Origin of the sequence: Myxococcus sp. CA033 (assembly GCF_013336625.1) — a bacterium.
Classification (GTDB): Bacteria; Myxococcota; Myxococcia; order Myxococcales; family Myxococcaceae; genus Myxococcus; species Myxococcus llanfairpwllgwyngyllgogerychwyrndrobwllllantysiliogogogochensis.
The window spans coordinates 37,699-58,856 of the sequence record NZ_JABUMU010000031.1 but is presented as its reverse complement, the minus strand read 5'-3'; the positions used below and the strand labels follow the sequence as shown (position 1 = coordinate 58,856).

The window sequence follows — 21,158 nt, the reverse complement described above, 5'->3', positions numbered from 1 at the left end:
CCTCCTTCTGTTCGAAGGTAGGCAGCGGCAAGGCACGCCGAGCACGCGTGAGCGGCGCCACCCCGGCGCGTCGCCAGGGGGCGCGGGGCCTCACTGTTCGGCAGGCGGGGTGACCTCGGCGGCGGCGTGCGGCCAGGCGGGCGAGGTGAGCGCGCTCCAGTCCTGACGCCGCGCCCAGTCCTCGAAGGTGTGCCAGCGCAGGTCCGGATAGCTGTGGCGCAGCGTGAGGATGTCCGCGTGGTAGCCCACCCGGTCCAACCACTCGTACATGGTGGCCAGGTCCTCGCTGCGCTCGCGGATGAAGTCCAGCGGGAGTTGCTCGAAGTGGATGCGATGGCCGCTCACCATCGACAGGAGGCCCGCCGCCTGCTGGCCCGTCACCTCGTCCGACGCCACGTCGATGCGCTGGTCCGCGTGGCGCTCCGCGTCCTCCATCACCCGCGTCGCGAAGGCGGCCAGGTCGTCGGTCGTCACCATCTGCAACCCGCGTGAAGGGGGCAGCCCGAAGGCGAGCACTCCCGCCCTCAGTCCCTCCTCGAACATGGGGCTGGTGAAGTTCTCCATGAAGAACGTGGGCCCCAGGATGGTGAAGGGCAGGCCACTGCGGCGCACGTGCAGCTCCACCCGGTGCTTGCTGTCGAAGTGGGGGATGCCCGTCAGCCGGTCCGCTCCCGCCACCGACGCGTAGACCAGGTGCTTCACCTCGGCGAGCCGCGCGGCGTCCACCTGGTTCATGCCGTGGCGTATCTCCGCCTCGACACCTGATTCGAAGGGCGTGGCCATGGCGTAGAACGCATCCACGCCGCTGGCGGCCCGGGCGAGCGTGTCCACGTCGTCGAAGTCACCCACGGACAGCTCGGCACCCAGGGACTCCAACGCGCGCGCGGAAGGGGAGTCGGGTTGGCGGACGTAGGCCACGACGCGGTGTCCCCGGTGAAGGAGGTAGCGCGCCACGGCGCCGCCCTGCCGACCGGTGGCGCCTGTGACGAGCACGGAAAGGGAGTGAGCCCTGGGCATGTGTGAACCTCGCGACAGACAGGTCTGCTGGATGTCGGGAAGTTGGGGACGATGGGTGTGTCTGGCGAGCGTGGGAAAGGAGCCGCCCATGCCCACGGCCGGGCCCGCCGGGCAGGGGGGCAGGCGGGCCCTGGACGTATCCGCCGTGAAGTCCTCGCCCCGTGTGCCCCTCGCGCGTGCCATGTTCCCGCTCGCCCATGAGCAAGCGAGACAAACCGCAGGACTCCGAGCTGGTCGAGGCCGCCCGCTCCCTGGACGAGGGACTGGAGCGATTCGAGGCCCTGGCCCAACAACTCCAGGACGCGCCCCTCCAAGCGGAGAAACACCTGGAGCGAGCCTCCGCCACCTTGAAGGCCCTGGCCGACATGGACGAGCAGTTGCGGGCCCGGGTCAGCGCCCTGGTGGGCGCCATCTCCCAGGTGCGTGACAGGCAGCAGGCCCAGGCCGAGGCCGTGCACGTGCGCGCGCAGGAACTCCAGGCGCGCACCGAGACCTTCAAGGACCTGCTGGTGCGCTACGGCGGCCTGGGGCAGAGCGCGGCGGAGCTCAACGTGCGGATGCAGGAGTTCGCCACGCAGCGCCAGAACGCGAAGACGCCGGAGGAGCAGGCCGCGCTGGCCGTGACGTTCCAGTCCCTGCAGGACCGCATGTCCGAGGTGGCGGACGAGGCCCAGTCGTTGAGCCAGGCCGCGGAGCAGAGCGAGTTCAACGACATCGCCCGGCAGGCGGACTCCCTGCGTCAGCAACTGCTGGCCGCGCGCAACAAGATGACGTTGCTCCAGAAGAGCTTCAACGGAGGCTGAGCCGAGGGTGTGGCTCAACTGAGGTACGTGGGGGCGAACTCGTCCGGACTGTCGATGGGACGTCGCCCCGAGAAGCCGTCGTACATGCCATGCCAGTGCGAGACGGCGGACTCGCCGATGCGCCAGCACAGGTACACCGGCTCGTCACCGCGGTGGGCTCGGAAGTCGACGAGCCCCTGCGCGCCTTTGATTTCCAGGCCCATCTCGTGGAAGTGGTGCAGCTCGGTGCGGACCCTCTCCAGCAGGGCGTCGCGCTCCTCGCGCAGCGCCTCCTGATTGGACAGGGCCTTGCCCTCGGGGGTGCCCAGCGTCTCCACGAGCTGTTGCACGCGCTCCACCCACGGGCGGATGTGCTCGAAGGTGCGGCTCAGCAGGGGCACCAGTCGGTTGGCTTCGTCGACGCTGAAGTAGCGCATGGCCGTGGAGCATGCAGGGGTCTGCCACGCCGCCGCCATCGCTCGTTTTCCGGAGCGCGGACAACCGCACGGAGTCGGCGGGCGTGTGGAGACGTGTCGACGCTCAGCCGCGCAGCAGGGAGGTGTGGTTGTCCTGCAGCCAGCGTTGGGCGGTGTCTCGCAGCGGGAAGGTGTCTTCTTGCTGGAGGAATGCGGGCGAGTGGCCTGGGGTGCAGCGTCCCTCGGCGTCGAGGTTGGAGCCGCCCTCTTCGTGGAGGTCGGCGTGCAGCATCGAATGGAAGACGAGGTAGTCCACGACGAAGGCGGGGACGTGGGGGCGGTCCAGGGCGGGGTGGATGCGGATTTCCCGCAGCCGCGCGTCATAGCCGCCCAAGTGGATGGTGCGCCGGCGACCCTTGGAGGGGCGTCGCGCCCAGCCGATGTCCACGCGCACGCGGCCGTCGAACCAGTCCGCGTTGAGGCGTGACTGCACGGCGCGCAGGTCGTAGCAGCGGCCCCGGGTGCGCAGGGCCTTGCCGGGCCGCCGCTCGCGGCGCACGAGTCCCTGGCGTTCGCGGGCGTAGGCTTCCAGCAGTTCACCGGCGCTCGCGTCGGACCGGATGGCATAGCGGGCGATGGCGCGCACGACGTCGTCGGGGGCTTCGAGGAAGAGGTGGTGCACGCGCAGCCGCAGGCCCTGGGCGACGCGGCGGAAGCTGACCAGCGTGGCGCGGTTGTCGGTGAGTCGAAGGTGGACCGGTGCGCCCAGCTCCACGGCCAGGCGGCGCGCGAGGCTCGCGGCCTGGAGCAGCGCTTCTTCGCGCTCGGGCAGGCGGCGCTCGGGGGCGGGCTCGTCGTGCTCGGAGAAGAGCGGGGCGGTGGTCGCCTCGACATCCCCGGCGAAGCGAGGCGCGGTGGCGGGAGCGTTGTGCTTGGAGAAGAGGGGGGCGGTGGTCGCCTCGACATCCTCGGCGAAGCGAGGCGCGGGAGCGGGCTCGTCGCGAACGGGAAGTTCCGCCGCGCGCCGTTGCTCCTCGCGACCTGGTCGCGCGGTGGAGGCTGGCTTCTGCGCGCGGCCGGGCTGAGGCGTCGACGCGGGCCGTTCGGTCCGCACCGTGTCGAACAGCCCGAGCTGTGAGGGGGGAACTCCCATCGCTAACGGAAGGTATGCCTCCGGAGGGGGAGGTTTCCAGAGGAACGCTCGTCCGCCCGGTCACCATCCGACACGCGGGCTCTGAAGGAGGGCTGTCCCATCACGTCTGACGAGCCGTCTCGGGGGCTTGCTGCCACGGTCCCCTAGCCACGGGCGCGGAAGGGGCCCTTCACTTCGTACGTCACCCCGCGCCTGTCCGAGCCGCGCTGGGAGCTGAAGTACAGCCGCTTGCCATCCGGGCTGAACGCCGCGCCCGCCAGCTCCGAACCCGCGTGCCCCATCACCTGGAGGAACGGCGTCACCTTCCGGTCCGGCGTGAGCAGGCACATCTGCAAGTCATCTCCGTCCTCGCAGATGAACAACTCCCTCGCCCGCGACACGGTGACGTTGTCCACGCCGCGCAGGGGCGCGTTCGGATACGTGGCCGCGTCGTACAGCACCTCCAGCCGGCCCGTCAGCGGCGTGAGCGCCCACACGCGGTTGTCGTGCTTCGTGGTGAAGTACACCACGCCGCCGTCGTACCAGCAGCCCTCACCACCCGGGAACGCGGTGGTCTCCCTCCCCGCCGCCTGCATCGCTGCCGGAGCCTGGGGCGACACGGGCACCCACTGCACCTTCACTCCCGTGCGAGGGTCTCCCATCACGCGAGCCGCCTCCAACGTGCCCTCCTCGAGCGAGGGCCACTTCGCCGAGGTGAAGCGGTAGAGCCGCCCCGTGGGCGTGTCCTCCGTGAGGTACAGCCGCCGGCCAATCGGGTCCACCGCCACCGCTTCGTGCGTGAACGCTCCCAACGCGGGCCGCGCGACGCCCTGTCCCGGTCGTGAAGGCTCACACTCCCAGACGAGCCCCCTCGGGTGCTCCTCGCAGGACAGCCAGGTCCCCCAGGGCGTGGGGCCTCCCGCGCAGTTGACGTGGGTGCCGGAGAGGATGCGCCAGGCGCCCGTGACGTTGCCCTTCGCGTCGAAGCGCACCGAGGACACACCGCCATCCGGTGTCGTCTCGCTGTTGCACGCATAAATCCAACCGCCATCCGGCTGGGCGAAGCAGGCGCCCCCATCCGGGGCCATGTGCCACGCGTAATCCGTGCCCGGCACCACGTCCCCACTCCGGGCAATGACGCGGGACGTGAAGCCGCGCGGCAGCCGAAGCCCCTGGGCATCCGGGCTGTCCGCCAGCGGCCCGTAGGGGCCCGCGCCGACGCTCGGTGTGGCTGGCGCGGCGTACACGTTGCGCCAGAAGCCGAGGCTCCCCAGGGCCAGCGTGCTGCCCCCCAGGGCGGAGAATCGCAGGAAGTGACGGCGGTGCATGGCCCGCGTTGTCTCGCAGGTCCCGCCTCAGGGGAAGCGCTTCGGAGTCACGCTCCGGTGGGCACCGCGCCCGTGTCATCCCGCGTGGTGCCTCCCTCCACCCCAGGCAGCCGGGCTCAGCGGCCCGGTTGCAGGTAGCTCACGCGGAAGGACTCCTCCACGGCGCGCTCGGTGATGTGGGCCTCCACCAACTCGTAACCCATCAACGCGAAGATGCGCTCCCGGTAGAAGATGGGGCGCGCGTTGCCGTACCAGTCCGTGCACGATTTCGTGCACGCGTCGTCGCCCGTCTCCACCGAAGCGCCCAGCGAGCCCAGCGTCGTCAGCTCCAACTCCGGGTCCACCCGCACGAAGGACACCTCCGCGGAGCCGTAGCGCAGCGAACTCCAGGCCCCACCCTGGAACCGCAGCGGGAGCCCCATCACCCCGCCCCCCGAGCCGTCCGGCTTGAAGAAGAAGCCATGGCTGCGCGACTCGCCCTGCTCGGCGCCGGGGCGCAGCAGCGTGCCTTTCAGCTCGGGCCCGCCTTCCCCGAGCGCCACGGTGGTGAGGCGCAGGCCCAGCGTGTTCTCACCCACCACCAGCGCGCCGCCCGCGCCCAGCGGCTCCAGTCGCGTCACCGTGTGGCCCAGGGACAAGCGATGGACATCCCAGGGCGCGCGCACGTCCGTCACCCAGACCGCGCGCTCGCCCGCGGTGGTGCTGTCGTCGTATGCCTCGCCCGAGCCCCACAGCACGTGGTTGCCCACGAAGCGATTCTGGAGCGTGCCCTCCTGGGGGCCGGGGAGCGTGGTGAAGTCCTCGGGGCGAAGGCTGGTCAGCTCCAGGGAGAACGCGTCCAGCGGCGCGCGCAGCAGCGCGAAGCGGCCGTCGCCCGGGGTCAGCTCGGGGCCCCACATCGAATCGCCCTTGCCCGTGGCCACGAGCAGCGCATCCAGATGTCCATCCTCGTTCTGCCGGAAGGAGAACTGGTCCACCGGGCCGCCGCGCGCGCGCAGGGCCCCAGGCTCGCCTCCGTCCAACGGCAGCCGGTACACCACGGAGTCACGCGGCGTCTTCGAGTCGGTCCGCTCACCCTCTACCGTCCACGACTCGTAGCCCGGGTTGACCCAGAGATACACCGCGTCGCGAGACACGTAGAAGGTCCGCGCGTGCGGCGCCATCAGCGCGGTCGCGGTGCAGGTGAACCCGGGGGCGTCCAAATCACAGCGCACCACCGTGTGCAGGATGGGCCACAGCGTCGTCTGCACGGGCTTGAAGACGTCGCCGCGCGAGAGGAGGGGCCGCCGTGGCGACGTGTCGTCGCCGCGCAGCCAGCCATGCGTGGACGGAAGCTCCATCTGGTCCACCGAGGCGCTATTCCAACCCAGGCTCAGGTAGTACGGCATGTAGAAGACGAGGGTGCCGTCCACCAGCCGGCTCGCGTAGTTGCGGCTGGAGTAGTAGTCGCCGGAGTGCATGAAGTGCGTGCCCTCGTGGGTGAGCACTCCCGCGTCATCCATGCGGAACAGGCCAATCTCCGTGGAGTACTCGGCGTAGCTGTAGCCGATGACGATGATGCGACGGCCATACACGAGCATCTCGTCGTACCAGGTGCCGCGGCTGAAGCCCGGCGCGTGGGCGTCCACCTGGCTCACCGGCTCCAACGCGCCCTCCGTCTGTCTCACGGTGAAGAGCCGGCCCCGGCGCAGCACCACGAACCAGTCCCCCACGGCCTTGACGATGTCGCCCTCGTCGACGCCAGCCTCCTGGTTGTTGGTGATGGAGGGCTCATCCGTCCCAGGCGCGGGCGGAGGAGAGACCGGGTCGGAGCTGGCGCCGCCACAGCCGACGACGGGGCCTCCGCCCGTGGACAGGGAATCGCGAATCGCCAGGAGCAGCTTCGCGTGTTCGTCGAACGCCTGCTCCGACCCGAAGCGCTCCAGCCGCGTGAAGGTGATGGCCGCGGCTTCCTCACGGGTCATCGGTCGGCGCTTCGCGGGACAGGCCGAGACGACGAGGACGAGCAACAGGCCCGCGAGGAAGTGATGTCTTTGGAGGCGGGGTGGACGCATGGGGTCCAGTCCCAGAGCAAGGCGCATACCAGGGGTATGGGCTCCTTCCTCCGAGGGAAGCCTCCCCCCACGGCTGCCTGGATGGCGAGTAAGCGCGACGCGCGTGTCAGGGGTGAAGCGGGCTCACGACTCGCGGCACAGCCGGTCCACGCGGCCCAGCAGGGTGGGCAGCCGGGAGGGGCCGTGCATGCGCTGGACGAGCTCGGCGGCGGTGGTGGAGCCCAGGCCCACGGCGCTGACGAAGAGGGGCCGCTGGCTCTGGCCGCGCAGCACGGGCAGGGCGACGTCGCTGGAGTGGAAGGCCGTCTTGGCCACGCCGATGACGGGCACCGCGCGGCCGAGCGCCTCGTACAGGTGCGCGCCCAGGCCCGGCTTGTCCTGTCCCAGCCAGACGTAGCCGTCGACGATGATGGCCTCCAGCGGCTCCGGCACCAGGGCGAGCACGCGCAGCAGGTGAGGCAACTCGCGGCGGTAGAACTGGCCGGGCTCATAGGCCGCCGCGGGAGGGCCCCGGTCCACGTGGTGCGCGGCCTCCGAGGCATCGGCCCAGTCGCGAAACACGACGCACGCGGCCACGGTGACGTCATCGCGGTAGTCCACATCCACGCAGGCGAGCATCATCATCTCCTCGGGAGCACGGCCTCCGGCGGACGCGGAGGCGTTCGGTCGGCTGACGTCGCGCGAAAGGGCCTCAGTCGCCCGTGTACGCCGCCAGGTCCACCTGGGCGGCGCGCAGCTCGTTGAGCACCGCGTTCGAAGGCCACGCGATGGTGCGGTAGCGCGGCGGCCACAGCTCCGGCATGAACGAGAGGTATCTGGAGGCGATCCGCGTCACGTCGGGGTAGGCGACCATGAAGAAGTCCTCCTCGCCCGCCTGGATGGCCACCACGTCCGTCACCGGCAGCAGCGTGTCCACGTCCTTGCTCCAACTGGACCAGCTGATGGGCCGGTTGTCCTGCTCGCGGACCAGGACGCCGAAGCTGGCGACGAACACATCCACGTCTTCCGCCGCGTGCTGGGCCTCCAGCAACTGCTTCTGGGTGGCGTACTCGCCCATCGCGAGGCGCAGGTGGCCCCGGCGCACCAACTGCGCGAACTCGTCGTTGCCGGCGAGCCGGTAGGGCACCACGTGCCCGGCGTCGTCCACGGTGTAGAGCGCGGGGGAGATGCCGCGAGTGCTGGCTTCGTGTTCGCGCTCGGCGAGCGTGCACAGTCGCTTGAGCAGGGCCGGGTCCCCGTCACCCGCGATGACGAGCGTGGAGCGCGTGGGGATGATGGCGATGGGGCGGCCATTCACGCGGGGGGTGAAGGACGCGAGGAAGCCCGGGTGCAGCAGGCGAGAGGCCTCATAGGTGTCATTGGAGTCCACGGACCACATCGGGCTCGGATTCTCTTCTTGGAGCTCCACGCCGGACGCGTGGATGCGGTCCAGGTTGGCGAAGGCGGACTTGAAGGCCTTCGCTTCGGAGACGCCCCACTCCTTCAGGTGGTCGTGCTGCACGTACATGGTGGCGTCGGGCAGGTCCAACACCAGCAGCTCGCGCAGGAAGGGGATGGTGCGGCGCTCCACCATGGGGCGCGGGCGGGACTCTCCCGGTGGCGCCATCAGGCCGAACGTCGCCGAGCGCACCACGGGCAGCAGCCTCTTCCGCGCCTCCTTCCACGAGAGCTTGTCCCTGCTCTCCCCGGCGAAGGCCGACAGGAAGCGGCCGATTTGCTGGGCGCGTTCGTCGGGAGACACCTCGCGCGTCTCCGCGAAGAGGTTGTCCAGGTACATCTGGACGGCTTCCCCGTTCTTCAAGAACCGCAGGCCGTAGTCATCCGGCAGCCGCGTCACTTCCGTCACCGTGGGGACGGCCTTCAGCGCCGCCTCCATCTCGCGCCACAGGTACTCGCGCGGGCTCACCGTCTCGGGCGGGCTCGCGGATGACTCCGAGCCCGCCTTCGCCAGACCGAAAAGCTTCTTCCAGAAACCCATGCGGGCTTCCTTACTACAGCACTACAGCCCCAGGTACGTGAGCAGTGCTCCCATATCCGCGTCTGAGAGGGATTCCAGGCTGTACGCGGGCATGTTGCCGCCAATGTGGAAGAACTGGCCGTGTCTCACCTTCTCGATGACGACGAGTGAGTGAGGAATCCCTGGAAAGAGTTCATCGTAGTCATGTGTCACTTCCGGGAGGATGGAGGCCATCTCCGTCAGCCGCCCCTCGCCGGTGTGAAGCGCGCCGTGACACTCCTGACACGCGGCTTGATACACCACCTGTCCGCGCTCCAGGCTGCCGCGAGGGACCTCCTGGATGTCCTTCACCACCGTGTAGGGCAGCGCGGGGGCCTGGGCATCCGGGCTGATGCTCACCAGATACTCATACAGCGCGCGGCTCTGCGGAGAGTCCTCGGGCAGCTTCTGCACGCCGCGCATGAAGCTGACGTAGCAGAAGTTCACCGCGTCCAGCAGGTTCGTCTCGTAGCCGCCCCACCAGTGGGGGCGCGAGGCCACGTTGTAGAGCGTGTAGCCGGAGTCCATCCGCCCGTTCAGCGGCGTGGGCGTCGTCGCGTGGCACGTCGCGCAGGAGAAGTCGTTGAACTGGCTCTCCGAGAAGCGCGCGTCGCGGAACAGCAGCTCTCCGTACTCCGCCGCGTTCACCGGCTTCGCATCGTCACCGCATGCCGACGCGAGGGTGACGAGCGCCACGAAGGGCAGCACCTTCCAGGCCGTGTGGCTCATGGCTGCCCCCGCAGGATGCTCACCGAGTCGGGAAAGATGCCGACCCGCACCGTGTTCACGACAGTGCCCTGCGCCAGATTCACCGAGTGCAGCGTTCCAGGACGCACGTGGTCTCCCTCGCAGACGACCAGCGCGTGGCTCTCGTCCGGAGTCAGCTTCGCCTGGTGTGCGTTGAGACAGCCCGCGGGCGCCAGGTCCACCTCGCGACGGATGAAGCCCGTGGCCGTGTCGATGACGGCCAGGGCCTCCACGCCTTGATACGGCATGTACAGCGTCGCCCCGTCCGCGCTGATGTCACCGAACATCGGCGAGCCCGCGAGGCGAATCGTCCGGGCCGCGTTCATGGCGTGCGTACGCGCCTCGAGCACCTGCACCTCGCGGCTGCTCATCGAGCTGACGAAGACATCTCCCGTGGTGGGCGACATCGTCAGCGCGTAGGGCTGGTGCCGTGGCGCCGTGGCGGTGCCCGCGTTGTTGGCCACCTTCACGCGAGGGGCCTCCGTGGTGGGCGCGGAGAGGTCGACGATGGCCACCTCGTCCGACCAGCAGGCGATGTAAGCCGTGCGCTCGTCGGCGGACAGCCGGATGGCGTGCGGCGCGGGGCACACGTCCACCATGGCTTTGCGAGTCATCGTCTTCGCGTCGATGATGGCCAGCCGCGCGTACATCTCCCGTTCGGTGCCGCCGCGACGCGCCACCTCCGCGATTTTCAGCGTGTCGAAGTGCGTCTGGTACAGCGTGTTCCCGTCCTTGCTGACGATGACGTCGCCGGGGTTGGGGTCCACGCGCACCGAGCCCACCAGCCGGTTGTCGCTCGCGTCCAGCTTCAGGCAGTAGCCATCATCCGCGCCGCTGCCGTGCGCGCCGTGAGGACCGGAGCCTCCGCCCGGCACGTAGTTGGAGATGCCGACGTAGTAGTGGCTCCCGTCCGGCGACACGGCGGTGTGGTGCGGCCCTTCCAGCTCCACCGGGTTGAGTCCCACCGGCACGCGCGCCAGCTCGCGCCAGCCCGGGGTCGTCGCGCCCTCTAGCTCCAGCAGGCTCAGCGTGTCGTCCAGGCTGTTGGTGATGATGACGCGTCCACCGGGCCCGGGAGGCGGCACGCCCGTGCCCGTCACCCACGGCTCCGGATGCGCATACTCGAGGCCTTCGGGCGGCTTCACGCCATCGAAGGGACTCGAGTCGTCGCTGCAGGCCGCGAAGGCGAGCCCCAGCGCGCAGACCCACGCGTGCCTCATGGTGCCTCCTGGATGCGGATGGTGACGGGCTGGGCCAGACGGTAGGGGCCCTCGGTGATGCGGTTCTGGAGCAGGTACGCGCTCACCACCTGGACGGAGAGGTCCTGTCCCGCGCTCGCCTTGAGCGTGTCCCAGGTCGCGGCGTCGAGCTGCCACTCCAGGTTCGACGTGAGCATCTCCACCGGGCACTCGCGGCCGGGCACGGTGACTTGCACCCAGTGGATGTCGCCGGTGAAGGGCGGCAGGTGCGCATGGGCGGTGGGCAGCACCCACTCGCCGACGCGCGCGAGCATGGAGCGGGCCGTGTCGAAGGGGCTCGCGGGGGACACGGGGCGGGGCAGCGCGCTGGCCAGGGACGAGGCCCACGTCCACTTCGGCGGCGCGTCGTTGACCGAGTACGTGGTGCCCGTCGTGGGCAGCGCGAGCTGCGCGGCCTCCGTGCTGTCCGCGGGCTGGTCCTTCGCGTCGACGAGGGAGCGCCACGCCTCGTCGGTGGCGTCACCGCCGTAGAGGGGCTCGCCGCACTTCGACTCAGGCTCCCCGTCGTCGCCACAGGCCGTGGCCGTCAGGGAGAGCAGGGCGACCAGGGAGGAGGTCCAGAGCGGCTTTCGCGAAAGGGGCTTCATGAGGGGACCTGTTCAGTTCTGGCGCCGCCGACCACGGCGCAGCAGGGTGAGGGTGGAGAGCAACAGCAGGACGGGCACCATGTTCCCACCCATGGCCCCGCATCCGCCCGAGCCCTTGGGGGTAGGCAATGGTTTGGGAGTGGAGCCCGCGTCCTCGGGGGTGCCGGCATCCTCGGGAGTGCCCGCGTCCCCGGGAGTGCCCGCGTCCTCGTCGGGCTCCCCGGGGGGCCCTTCCGGGTAGAGCGGCGCGCCGAGCTGCTCCGCGAGCTGCGGCCACTGGCTGGGGCACAAGTCTCTCACGGGGGTGCCCTTCGGGCAGTGGTGCGTGCCCTGGATTTCGTAGAGGCCGAACAGGGGCTGCCAGGTGTCGCCCTCGTCGGTGCTGCGCGCCAGCGCCCAGTCATGCAGCCAGGTGGAGCCGCAGCCGTAGAGCGTCTGCCCGTCGCGCAGCACGCACGCGTTGCCCGTGGGCAGAGAGAGCATCTGCAGCGGGCCGGTGGAGGGGCCCCGGAAGAAGTGGTTGAGGGTGCCCACCCACGCCGTCTTCCCGTCGGCGGACAGCTCCATGTTGATGAAGACGTCGTTGATGGTGGAGACGATGTTCAGCGTCTGGCCCGCGTCGTCGCTGCGCAGCAGGTACGTGGCGCCCTGGGCGGACACGCGCGCCCACAGCACGTCCGCGGACGTCGGGTCCGCCGTCTCCACGAGCAGGTCATACGGCAGCATCAGCTCCGGCAGCGGGTGGGCCACCTCGGTCCAGGTCTCGCCCGCGTCATCGCTGCGAAAGAGCAGCAGCTGGTTCTCCGCGTTCTTGCCGCTCACGTAGAGGCGCTGGGGGTTGGCTGGGGACACGCGCACCGCGTTGAGCACCAGGCCCAGGCGCATGAGCGGCGAGGGGGCCCACGTCTCACCCCCGTCGTAGGAGCGATAGACGCCGTTGGGCCTGCCGTGGCGGGAGGTGACGACGTAGAGGATGCGGTCGTCGGTGGGATGCGCGGCCAGCCCCGCCACCCAGGTCTCCTTGAAGTAGGGGTGGGTGTTCCATACGCAGCCGCCGTCGGGCGAGCGCAGGAGCGCGCTGCCGGTGGCCGCCACGATGTCGCCCGCCTCGCGCCACAGGTAGGCGTTGGGGCTCCATCCGCCGTAGCCCATGGCCGTCGGGCATATCCACCGGAAGGTCTTCCCGCTGTCGCGCGAAATCACCGCGCCGAACGTCGCGCCCAGGAAGAAATCCTCCGGGTGACCTCGGCGGAGGGTGACGTTGGAGGTCTCCGGCAGGCCCGCGTGCGCTCGCGCCGTCCCTCCGACACCCAGGACCCACAGGGTGACGAACAGGCTCCAGCGGCGCATGTGGCGAGTCGTCATGATTCGGGCTCCAAGGGGGTATGGGGGGCGGCCCATCCCGGACGATAACGCCTGGACGGCCGACATATAGCGGCGGGCCTTGGATGGACGGGTGTGGCGCTTCGCCACATGCGCGGAGTCCTGCATCCACCACTTCCACGCCGGGGGTGCGGGGGGCTCGCCTCCTGGCGGCCGGTCTGCTACGGACGCGGGAGACTGAGTCGCAGGGGGGAGCACGACATGGCGGGGGCCGCGAAGGTGTCCGACCTCATTCTGGACGAGGGCGCCAAGGGATGGAGTGTGCCCGTGGGAGGCCCGGGCCGTGCGGTGTGGGAGGCGCTGATGCAGGCAGCGGTGGATGTGGCGGTGCGGGCCTACGAGGACCTGTCGCCGGTGCAACGTGAGCGGGTGCTGGAGGAGTCCGGGAACGTGCCTGCCCAGGCGCGCTCGGCCCTGGTGGACGTGCTGCGGCGCGCCCGGGACTTCGCGGGCGCGGCCCGTCTCCTGGAAGCCCATGGCGCGGACGCGCAGGCCGCGGCGCTGCACGAGCAGGCGGGCGCGTTGATGCTGGCGGCCGAGGCGTGGCTGCGCGCGGGTGAGAAGGCGCGCGCGGCGGCGGCCTTCGAGAGCGCGGGTGCGCTGGAGCGGGCCCTGGAGCTGTACCGCGCGCTCGACGCGCGCGAGTCCATGGCCCAGTGCCTCACCCGACTGCAGCGTCCGCTGGAGGCCGCGGAGCTGTACCACGCGCTGGGCTACGCGCACGCGGAGCTGGAGGCGCTGCGCGGCGTGCCGCCCGAGCATCCTCGGCGGCGCGAGGCGGTGCTGCGCATGTGCGCGCTGCTCGACGAGCAGGGCGAATCCTGGCGCGCCCTGGTGCTGCTGGCGGATGCGCGGCAGGAGTCCGCGGACGCGCGCGCGGACGAGGTGCTCCAGGCGGAGCACCTGCGCCTCTTGCGTCACCTGGGCCTGGGGGACGGCACGTCCTCGTCCCACGAGTCCGCGCCCGTCACGGAGCGGGCGAGCGCCGCGCCCGACGGGTACGAGTACCTCAAGGCCATCCCCATCTTCGGCGAGCTGGCGCTGGAGGACCTGAAGGACTTGTTCCGCATGGCGCAGCAGGTGGCCATCCCCGAGGACACCACGGTGCTGGAGAAGGGCGCGCGGGGCACGGGACTCCTGGTGCTGCTGGAGGGCACGGTGGACGTGTCCAGTGGTCCGGGCCTGGACGCTCGCCGGCTCAACACGCTGGGGCCGGGCGCGTGGCTGGGGGAAATCAGCCTCATCCTGGATGGTCCCACGTCCGCGCACGTGCGCTCACGCTCGGCCGTCCGGGCACTGAGGGTGACTCGCGCGGACTTCCAGCACTACCTGGCCACGCACGAGGCCGCGGCGCTGCGCATCTACCGGCTGTTCACCCACAACCTGGCGGAGCGGGTGCGCGCGCTGAGCGCCTAGGACCCGGGGTGGCGGTAGGATGGCGGGATGGCGGACATGCGTGGCGTGGGGAAGGCGCGGGCCGTGGAGCTCGCGAGCCAGGGGAAGCTGGAGGAGGCGCTGGGGGAATACCAGGGCCTCTTGAAGTCCTCCCCTGACGACGCGGACGTGCGCCAGCGGGTGGCGGAGTTGCTGGAGTGGCTGGGCCGGACGGCCGACGCCGCGGCGGCCCACGAGACGGCGGCGCTGGCATGGGCGAAGGTGGAGGAGCCCCTGCGCGCGGTGGCCGCGTGTGTCGCCCTGTCCCGGCTGGGCGCCTCCGACGCCGCGAAGCTGCGGTGCGCGCGGGCGCTGGCCGAGCGCTTCGCCCATTGTCCGGGGGTTGTCGCGGAGCGCCCCGTGCCGCTGTTCTCCCGGTTGAGCCGCGAGGACTTCGTGGCGCTGGTGGGCGTGCTGGAGGTGCGCGCTTTCTTCCCGGGCCAGTCGGTGGTGGAGGAGGGCGCGGCGGGCGCGTCCATGTTCGCGCTGGTGGAGGGCCGCGCGGAGGTGGTGCGCGCGCTGGAGGACGGTGCGCGCGGCGTGGTGGGCACGGTGGTGCCCGGGGACTTCTTCGGAGAGCTGGCATTGGTGTCCGAAGGGCCCAGGCTGGCCAGCGTGGTGGCCACCGAGCGCGCCGTGCTGCTGGAGCTGACGCGCGCGAGCCTGACGGCGGTGGCCGTGCGTCACCCGGGCGTGGGCGAGGTGCTGGAGGACTTCTACCGACGGCGACTGGTGGACAACCTGCTGCGCAGCAATCCGCTGCTCAGTCGGCTCACGGCGGAGCAGAAGGCGGCGCTCTCCCACGACTTCATGCTGCGCGCGGTGGCGCCCGACGAGGTGCTGCTGGCGCAGGGCCAGCCGGGGGATGCCTTCTACGTGTTGCTGCGGGGCCGGTGCACGCCGTGGCTGGAGCAGCCGGGTGGGCGGCGCATGCCGCTCACGGAGCTGCGAGAGGGGGATGTGTTTGGTGAAATCTCCCTGCTCTTGGACAAGCCGGTGTCCGCGACGGTGCGCGCGGACGTGAAGGGCGTGGTGCTGCGGCTGCCGCGCGCCGCCTTCGAGAAGCACCTGCTCAGCCAGCCCGGCATGAAGGGGCTGCTCATGCGCATGGGCACGGAGCGGCTGCAGAACTCCGCGCGCGTGCTGGCCTCCGGCCGCGTGCTGCACGACGGGGATTTGCGCGTCTGAGCCGGGCCGTGGTGCGTGCCCTGGAAATGACAACGCCCGGGCTCCCATGAGGGAGACCCGGGCGTTTGGGACTTCCGGCTCGCGGTGAGGCGGGCCGGAGGTGTCAGCCGACTACATCGAGTAGCCGAGCGTCAGACCGAACACGTGCGCGGAGCCGTTGTACGTGCCGGAGATGCCCGGCGCGGAGCTCTCGTTGTCGGCCAGGCTGACGAACTGGTAGCCGAAGTCCGCGCGCAGCGAGTTCCAACGGTAACCCGCGCCCACGGAGACGCCGAAGCGGTCCGCGTCCGGGAGGTCCGGGGTCAGCGTGCCGCCAGGACCCGGAGCCGGGTCCAGGATGAGGCCGGCGCGGACCTGGAGAGCGGGCGTCACGCCGTACTCGGCACCCAGGTGGTAGTTCCACTTGGCGCGCCAGCGCTTGGGCAGCGGGTTGTTGATGGCCGGGTTCTCCGGGAACTCGATGGCGAGCTCCTGGAACGAGGACCAGTCCACCCAGTTGGCGTCGAACGCAATCGTCAGGTTCTCCAACGGGGTGACAGCCAGACCCCACGCCACCGTCGCGGGCAGCGTGACGTCACCTTCCACCGGACCGTCCGGCAGACGCGACTGGAACTCCGCGGGCACGTTCTGGAAGTCCGCGTTGCCCTTGAAGGTCAGGTCCGCGGAGCTGCGGTAGTGCAGGCCCATGGTGATGTACTTGGGCAGCAGCACCGCCTGCACGCCCAGGTTGTAGCCCACGCCCCACGACGCGCCGCCCAGGTGCACCTGGCCTTCGCTTTCGACGAAGCCCAGCGCGCGCTTGAGCTCCAGCGTGCCGCGGTAGATGTTCAGACCCGCGCCGACGCGGAACCGCTCGTGGAGCTGGTACGCCGCGGTGGGGTTGATGTTGTAGACGGCCATGGCCGACTCCTGGGCCTTGAAGCGGCCCACGAAGTCATCCACCCAGCGGCTGTTCGCGCCGAACGGCGTGTACACGCCCACGCCGACCGCGAAGCGGTCGAAGGGCTTGTACACGGCGAACAGGTGCGGAGGAGGCGACAGCGTCGTCTTCTGGCCCTGCTCGGTTCCGTTCACCGGGGTGAACTTGATGCCGGGGAGGATGCCGGTGTCGCCAATCTGCACGTCCAGCTTGTTCACACCCAGGATGTTCGCGGCGTTCGAGTAGATGGCGGACGAGTCGTCCAGCCACGCGGCCGCCGCGTTGCCCATGCCCGTGGAGCGGGCGCTCTGGGTGTTGATCTGGAAGCCGGCGGCCTGGGAGGAACCCGCGGCCAGCAGCGCTACGAGGGACAGTGTCTTCTTCATGTGAGTCATTCCCCTGAGTCCTGTCCGTTACGGAGTGGCCGCGTCGCCCGTGTTGAAGAAGTTGACGACCTGGGCCTGAGCCGTGTCGCGCACGGACTTCAGGAACGGGTTGCCCGGGTCAGACGGGTCGGAGATGAGCAGGAACGCGTGGCGCGTCTGCGTGGGCAGCAGGTCGACTGTCGCCATGAAGCTCTGCACGGTGCGGGTGCTGTCGCGGTTGGCCGCGGAGACGAGCCCTTCCGTCACGGGGTTCGGAATCACCTCGTCACCCTTGATGTACTGGATGAACGCCTCGCGCTCGGCGTGAGCCCCCTCCAGGTTCTCCAGCTTCCAGGCGTAGTTGCGAGGAGCGGCCGGGTCCAGGATGGTGCGAGCCAGGACGATGAACTCGTCGAAGGCCGGGGTGCCGGAGACGCGGCCCACGGACTCCAGGAAGCCCAGGAAGCCCTCGCGGCGGGCGACGAACGTCGGGTTGACGGACGTCAGGAGGGTGTCCACCAGGTCACCGCCCGGGACGTTGAGGACGGTGCGGCGCACGCGCGTGTTGACGGACGCGGACAGGGCGCCCTGGAAGCCGCCCAGGCTCTGACCCACGTAGTCCACCGTGGCGGCGTTGAGCGTGGCGCCCGGGACGACGGTGCCCAGCTGCGTGCGCAGGCCGTCGCTGGCCAGCACGCGGGTGAGCTGCGAGAAGTCCACCACGTGGTGGCGGAAGTTGTCGCGCGTGGCGAACAGGTTGGTGAGGTTGAGGAAGTTCCAGCTGGAGACGAGCGGCGGGGACGACGCGGACGCGCGGCGGAAGTCGCCGCCCTCGCACTTGGCCGTCGTCACGCTGCACACGCCCTGGCCGGCAGCCTGGCACGCCAGGTCGCCACCCGCCTGCGGGTTGCAGGCGTTGGGCGACGCGGAGATGCAGCGGCCGTACGTGGGGCTGTTGGCCGTCACGTCACAGGTGGAGCCGGTGGCGCAGGCCTGGTCCGGGGTGGTGATGGAGCCCAGCCCCGACGCGGCGGTGATGCCCGCGCAGCTGGTGCGCTCGCCGTGGAGCACGGTGTCCATGGCGGCCACCGCGTAGCCAGCCTCGTTGAGCTTGTTGACGATGGGGAGCACGGAGGTGCGGTTGCTGCCCAGGCCGTGACCGAAGACGACGACCTTGTAGCCGGTGGCCGGAGGCGCCGAGGCGGGCAGGAACAGCCAGAACGGGATGTGGTCCAGGCGCGTGGGACGCAGGGGGTTGAGCGCGCCGTTGACGTCGTCCAGGAGGATGGGCGACAGGAACGCGCCGACCAGGGCCTTGCCCACGTGCGGGTGCTCCAGGCCGTTGGCGTCCATGGCGCCGGTGAGCTGGGCCGTCTGGTCCACCATGTACAGCGGCGTGGTGGGCACCGGGGTGGGCGCCTGGTTGAGCTGGGCCAGCACGGTGTGGGTGCTCTGCGTGGTGAACGTCCACGCGAGCAGCACGTCCTTGCGTTCAATCTTGAAGTTCGCGGCCAGGCTGTCGAACAGCGGCTTCATGCCCGCGCGGATGGGCTCCAGCGCGGCGGCGGTGCCGTCCGGCACCGCGGCGACCTGGCTCTTGCCGTCGACGAACAGCGGCGACGACAGGCGCATCAGGGCCTGGGGACCGGTGGCGGCGACGAAGTTGCCCTTTTCGTCCTTGGCGCCACGCAGGAGGATGACCGCGTACTGGGTGGCGGGGTCGAGCGGAACCTCGGGGATGATCTGCAGCTGCTGGGGCGCGGGGTCCGCGGCGCTGCCATCGCGCTTCCGGCTGGAGGCGCAGTTGAGGCACACCTTGACCTTGGGCGTGGTTCCGCCCGGAGTCAGCTTGACGAACAGCAGCTCCTTGCCCAGCCGGACGGTGTTCATGTCCAGCTTGGCGTCATTGTCGATGACGCCGCGGGTGGCGCTGTTCTCGGAGATGATGGTCGCCGTCGTGGACCAGCCGTCCAGGGTGTTCAGGCCCTTGATGAGGTCCTGCACCGTGCCGGCGGTGGGGGGCACGGGCAGGCTCAGGTGCGCCGCCGCCGTGGCCGTCTTCGGCGTGCGCAGCAGGTCGTTGGGGAAGGGGATGGTGCTGGTGCTCGGATCGAACGTCGCTTCCGGCTGGTTCAGGATGGAGAAGGTCCACGCCAGGACGATGTCGTCGCGGTTGACGGAGAACTTCGCCGACACCGCGTTGAGGACGTCCTTGTAGCCCAGGCGCAGCTGCTCCAGGCGCTTGGCGCTGTTGAGCTGGTCCGCCAGGCGCTCGGCCGGGTCGGTCTTGATGGACGGCAGCAGCTCCGTGTTGAGGCGGCAGTCCGGGGACGCCAGGTCCTGACCAGGACAGGTGACGAGCGGCTCGCGCGAGCTGGCGAAGGACCAGGTGGCCGAGGCGATGATGGGCTTGTCCTGGTTGGTCCTCACGCCATCCTTGCCACCGATGATGGCCACCGCGTAGCGGCCACCCTTGGGCCAGCCCTGCGGCTGCGGCGGGATGACGGTGATCTGGTTGGTCTCCGGGCGGTAGCCGATGGTCGCCGTGACGGGCTTCGCCAGCTCCGTGCCCTCGTAGAGGTCGATGACCTTGACCGTGTCCGAGTTGACCGTCGCCGGGTTCAGGTCCTTCACCAGCGTGGTGGCGATCGCGGACGTCGGGAAGCCATTGAGCGTGTTGAGGTAGTCCCGGGTGAACTCCTGCTCGGCTGCCGGCGCCTTCGGGTTGATGGGCGCCGCGACGATGTTCGAGCCATCCGGCAACTTGGCGATGGCCAGGTCATTCGGAGACGGCACGACAGCCGGAGACGCCGAGGGGTCGAACTCCGCCACGACGACATCCGCCGCGTTCGGAGGTGGGTCCTGCGCGATGTCTGGATCACACGCTACCGTGCCCAGGGCCAGGGCCCCGAGGAACAACGCCTTTTTCATGGGTACAACCCCCTCCGAGTCCAGGTTTGGACTTCAGGACTAGGTGACAGTCGCGTGGCGTACCACGTCCGTGGGTTGGCCGGAAGCGACGGGACTTGACGCGTCGTGTCACTCATGCATCAGCGTATGCGGGAGTGGCACAGACTGTCTTTGACACACTGCGCTGGAGCCAATCACCGGTACGCTGAGCGGATGAACCGACTGCTGAGTGTGCTGGTGATGTGCATGGCGATGGCGGCGTCCGCGGAGGAGGCCGGGGGCCTGGCGTGGACGGCGCCGGCGGAGTGGGCGGCGCAGGGCGAGCGGCCGATGCGCGCGGCGACGTACAAGCTGCCGGCGGCGAAGGGGGACACGGAGGGCGGGGAGCTGGCGGTCTTCTACTTCGGGCAGGGGCAGGGCGGCGCGGTGGACGCCAACGTGAAGCGGTGGCTGGGCCAGTTCCAGACGGCGGATGGCAAGCCGGTGGACAAGGTCGCGAAGACGAAGGCGGAGAAGCTCAACGGGATGCCGGTGACGACGGTGGACGTGAAGGGCACGTACATGGGCGGCGGGCCGATGATGGGCCCCTCCACGCCGAAGCCCGGCTTCCGTCTGCTGGGCGCGATTGTGGAAGGCCCCGAGGGCGCCCTCTTCTTCAAGCTGACGGGCCCGGAGAAGACGGTGGCGGCCTCGGAGAAGTCCTTCCGCAAGTTGTTGGAGTCGGTGAAGAAGAAGTAGCTAGCGGCTGTCCCGGGCCGTCTTCAGGGCGGCCTTCTTCGCGGGCAGCTCTGGAATCAGCAGCACCTCGATGCGCCGGTTGCGCGCGCGGCCCTGAGGGGTGGCGTTGGCCGACACCGGCCGCGTCTCTCCGTAGCCCGCGGCGATCATCCGGCGCGAGCGCACCCCGCCATGCTCCTCCAGGAAGCGCACCACGTTGACGGCGCGCGCCACGGACAGCTCCCAGTTGGTGGGGAAGGTGGCCTGCAGCTTCTGCGACGGCGGCGAGTCATCCGTGTGGCCCGACACCTGGATGGCCTTGTCATCCACCTTGGCGAGTACGCCGCCCAGCCGCTTGAGGACCTCCTGGCCGCGCTTGCTGATGCTCGCGTCGCCGGAGTCGAAGAGCACCTTGTCCACCAGGTCCACCTGGATGCGGCCCTTGGCTTGGGACAGCTTGATGGCGCCCTCGGCGATCTCCGACTTCATCTTGTCCTGGAGGTCGTCATAGGTGTCCTTGAGCTTGGCCAGCTCCGCCTCCTGCTCCTGCACCGTCTGGGAGAGCTGCTCCTTCTCCGTGCTGAGCTGCTCCTTCTCCGACGACAGCTTCGCGTGCTCCGTCTCCAGCGCGGCGAGCTTCTCCTCCGCCTGCTTGCGCGCGGCCTCCGCGTCACGCGCGCGCGCCGTGGCCTCGTCCGCCGCCTTGCGCGCCTCTTCCGCTTGCGCCTGCGACTGCGCCGAGCCTCGGTGCGCCAGGTACAGCACTCCGCCCGCCAGCAGCACCACCAGCACCGTCACCAGCCAGGGCACCCAGGCCCGCCCTCGCTCCGCTTGCATCAAGACCTCCCAGGGGGATGTATGCGAGCCACCGTAACGACGGCACCCAGGTGCGCCTCAAGGCGCCCCGGGTGCGTGAAGGTGTCT

Annotated in this window: 18 protein-coding genes; 4 read left to right on the top strand and 14 right to left on the bottom strand. The window is 70.1% G+C overall.

Annotation, left to right across the window (positions count from 1 at the left end; genetic code table 11):
* Positions 1-90: 90 nt before the first annotated feature.
* Positions 91-1,017, bottom strand: coding sequence for an NmrA/HSCARG family protein (locus HUA78_RS41235; RefSeq protein ID WP_174453841.1), 927 nt, complete (start codon positions 1,015-1,017; stop codon positions 91-93).
* A 197-nt stretch (positions 1,018-1,214) separates the two neighbouring features.
* Between HUA78_RS41235 and HUA78_RS41230 the strand changes: the two genes are divergently transcribed.
* On the top strand, positions 1,215-1,820 hold the full coding sequence (locus tag HUA78_RS41230; protein WP_141640413.1) for a hypothetical protein: 606 nt from the start codon (positions 1,215-1,217) through the stop codon (positions 1,818-1,820).
* 14 nt (positions 1,821-1,834) lie between these two features.
* Here the strand turns inward: HUA78_RS41230 and HUA78_RS41225 are convergent, their stop codons facing one another.
* The 10 genes from HUA78_RS41225 to HUA78_RS41180 form a co-directional block, all read right to left on the bottom strand.
* Positions 1,835-2,236: a DUF2203 domain-containing protein gene (locus tag HUA78_RS41225; protein ID WP_174454338.1), complete on the bottom strand. Its 402-nt coding sequence runs from the start codon at positions 2,234-2,236 to the stop codon at positions 1,835-1,837.
* A 103-nt stretch (positions 2,237-2,339) separates the two neighbouring features.
* A complete protein-coding gene (locus HUA78_RS41220) occupies positions 2,340-3,368 on the bottom strand; it encodes a hypothetical protein (protein WP_174478706.1) in 1,029 nt (342 codons plus the stop codon).
* 143 nt (positions 3,369-3,511) lie between these two features.
* The gene (locus HUA78_RS41215; protein ID WP_174464914.1) at positions 3,512-4,675 is read right to left on the bottom strand and encodes an alkaline phosphatase PhoX; all 1,164 of its coding nucleotides are present in this window, start codon (positions 4,673-4,675) and stop codon (positions 3,512-3,514) included.
* A 116-nt stretch (positions 4,676-4,791) separates the two neighbouring features.
* Complete coding sequence (locus tag HUA78_RS41210; protein WP_174478705.1) at positions 4,792-6,729, bottom strand: beta-propeller domain-containing protein; 1,938 nt, start codon at positions 6,727-6,729, stop codon at positions 4,792-4,794.
* A gap of 123 nt (positions 6,730-6,852) precedes the next feature.
* Positions 6,853-7,350 carry an endonuclease V gene (locus tag HUA78_RS41205; protein WP_254624184.1) on the bottom strand — a complete coding sequence of 166 codons (498 nt, stop codon included), beginning with the start codon at positions 7,348-7,350 and terminating at the stop codon, positions 6,853-6,855.
* A 70-nt stretch (positions 7,351-7,420) separates the two neighbouring features.
* Positions 7,421-8,707, bottom strand: a complete 1,287-nt coding sequence (locus HUA78_RS41200; RefSeq protein ID WP_174478704.1) for a DUF1444 family protein — start codon at positions 8,705-8,707, stop codon at positions 7,421-7,423.
* A gap of 21 nt (positions 8,708-8,728) precedes the next feature.
* Complete coding sequence (locus HUA78_RS41195; protein WP_141640419.1) at positions 8,729-9,454, bottom strand: c-type cytochrome; 726 nt, start codon at positions 9,452-9,454, stop codon at positions 8,729-8,731.
* Positions 9,451-10,692, bottom strand: a complete 1,242-nt coding sequence (locus HUA78_RS41190; RefSeq protein WP_174464911.1) for a YncE family protein — start codon at positions 10,690-10,692, stop codon at positions 9,451-9,453. The genes HUA78_RS41195 and HUA78_RS41190 overlap by 4 nt, the downstream gene beginning before the upstream one ends.
* Positions 10,689-11,318, bottom strand: a complete 630-nt coding sequence (locus tag HUA78_RS41185; protein WP_141640421.1) for a hypothetical protein — start codon at positions 11,316-11,318, stop codon at positions 10,689-10,691. The genes HUA78_RS41190 and HUA78_RS41185 overlap by 4 nt, the downstream gene beginning before the upstream one ends.
* 12 nt (positions 11,319-11,330) lie before the next feature.
* Positions 11,331-12,683: a hypothetical protein gene (locus HUA78_RS41180; protein WP_174453847.1), complete on the bottom strand. Its 1,353-nt coding sequence runs from the start codon at positions 12,681-12,683 to the stop codon at positions 11,331-11,333.
* A gap of 219 nt (positions 12,684-12,902) precedes the next feature.
* Here HUA78_RS41180 and HUA78_RS41175 point away from each other — a divergent pair, with 219 nt between their 5' ends.
* Both HUA78_RS41175 and HUA78_RS41170 read left to right on the top strand, forming a co-directional pair.
* Positions 12,903-14,117 carry a cyclic nucleotide-binding domain-containing protein gene (locus tag HUA78_RS41175; protein WP_174453848.1) on the top strand — a complete coding sequence of 405 codons (1,215 nt, stop codon included), beginning with the start codon at positions 12,903-12,905 and terminating at the stop codon, positions 14,115-14,117.
* Between the two features lie 27 nt (positions 14,118-14,144).
* Positions 14,145-15,323 (top strand): cyclic nucleotide-binding domain-containing protein, encoded by a 1,179-nt coding sequence (locus HUA78_RS41170; protein ID WP_174464910.1) that lies wholly within the window; start codon positions 14,145-14,147, stop codon positions 15,321-15,323.
* 111 nt (positions 15,324-15,434) lie between these two features.
* Here HUA78_RS41170 and HUA78_RS41165 read toward each other — a convergent pair whose 3' ends face one another.
* Both HUA78_RS41165 and HUA78_RS41160 read right to left on the bottom strand, forming a co-directional pair.
* A complete protein-coding gene (locus tag HUA78_RS41165) occupies positions 15,435-16,628 on the bottom strand; it encodes an OmpP1/FadL family transporter (protein WP_174460669.1) in 1,194 nt (397 codons plus the stop codon).
* 27 nt (positions 16,629-16,655) lie between these two features.
* Positions 16,656-19,538 (bottom strand): hypothetical protein, encoded by a 2,883-nt coding sequence (locus tag HUA78_RS41160; RefSeq protein WP_174478703.1) that lies wholly within the window; start codon positions 19,536-19,538, stop codon positions 16,656-16,658.
* A 192-nt stretch (positions 19,539-19,730) separates the two neighbouring features.
* On the opposite strand from HUA78_RS41160, the gene HUA78_RS41155 reads away from it, so the two are divergent.
* Positions 19,731-20,255 (top strand): hypothetical protein, encoded by a 525-nt coding sequence (locus HUA78_RS41155; RefSeq protein WP_174453851.1) that lies wholly within the window; start codon positions 19,731-19,733, stop codon positions 20,253-20,255.
* Here HUA78_RS41155 and HUA78_RS47585 read toward each other — a convergent pair whose 3' ends face one another.
* Positions 20,256-21,071 (bottom strand): flagellar motor protein MotB, encoded by an 816-nt coding sequence (locus HUA78_RS47585; RefSeq protein WP_141640427.1) that lies wholly within the window; start codon positions 21,069-21,071, stop codon positions 20,256-20,258. It lies immediately after the preceding gene.
* Positions 21,072-21,158: the final 87 nt, after the last annotated feature.